This window comes from Clostridium sp. AM42-4 (assembly GCF_003480105.1).
Taxonomy (GTDB): Bacteria; Bacillota; Clostridia; order Lachnospirales; family Lachnospiraceae; genus Brotaphodocola.
Genome location: NZ_QUIK01000057.1, coordinates 1 through 1,016, shown reverse-complemented (window position 1 = coordinate 1,016; position 1,016 = coordinate 1). Strand labels below are relative to the sequence as shown.

2 protein-coding genes are annotated in these 1,016 nt (G+C 34.0%); both read left to right on the top strand.

Going from position 1 to position 1,016, the window contains the following annotated elements:
- Positions 1-291 precede the first annotated feature (291 nt).
- Positions 292-456 (top strand): hypothetical protein, encoded by a 165-nt coding sequence (locus DW922_RS17525; RefSeq protein ID WP_154106756.1) that lies wholly within the window; start codon positions 292-294, stop codon positions 454-456.
- 6 nt (positions 457-462) lie between these two features.
- Positions 463-774, top strand: coding sequence for a hypothetical protein (locus tag DW922_RS17320; protein ID WP_118468855.1), 312 nt, complete (start codon positions 463-465; stop codon positions 772-774).
- The last annotated feature ends 242 nt before the right edge of the window (positions 775-1,016 follow it).

Sequence of the window (1,016 nt, the reverse complement as noted above, 5' to 3'; positions counted from 1 at the left end):
TCATCTCGGCAATTGAATAACCGAGGATTCCCGCTTGTTATCCTAAAGTCTTCATTTTTAATATACCTTTCTAAGCATAGTACGTTTTTTGTATAGTAGATGCTCCAACTCTGATGACGTGAAATTTGCACTTATCTTCGGTTTTCCTGATGATGAACGATAGATCCTGAATCAGATCCTGATAAGTATGATTAGATATTCCTTGCATATAGTAGGCACCACCATTGCAACTATAACAAATAATGTTATAATAAAATAAGGAATATGAGTATTATATGTGGGAGGACAGGTATGGACAAAATTTTTGAAGTAAAAAGTACAACCGGACAAATTATGAATGTCTATGAAGACATCGAAACATATACAGATTTTTTTAATTATGTGGCGTGGTTATCGTTACAGTACGGCTATAGTGGCAGGTACGCACTGCGCTTTTCTGACTATGCGGGGATATAACGGAATATGAAATATATAATGTTTTACCCGGAATGTGTTATAATTACTGCAGTCGTATTGTATATTAAACATTTACTCTATCCTTATGATTTTCGTGAAAAATTTCCTTATGACGATCCGCCGCCGAAGTTTTTTGGCTCTTTCTCATTGGGGGAATTAGTACAATATATAATCCAAGTATTAACGTTACCTATTATAGGATTTGCTATGATTCCTTTGCAATTTTTAGGGAAGGTAGCGGATGTAATACTTATAATTTTATTAGTTATGTGGTGGTTTATACCAACAGGACTCGCTAGAAAAATAGATGACTGGTAATAGAAAAGCGTCCCTGTATAAAAGCAGAGGACGCTTTTCTATTGCAGTAAGATATGTTTTAGAAAGAGCGAAAGGCATTTGTAAAGATAGAATAAATTCTTTTCATCAGATGAGAAGGGTGCATTAAAAAGATCTGCTGAACTCATGTTATTTCTTAAATAATGTTCCTGGTACACAACGAGCGGAATAATTATACGGTATGCGAGCTGACGTAATATAATAACAATTTATTTTACTTTAAT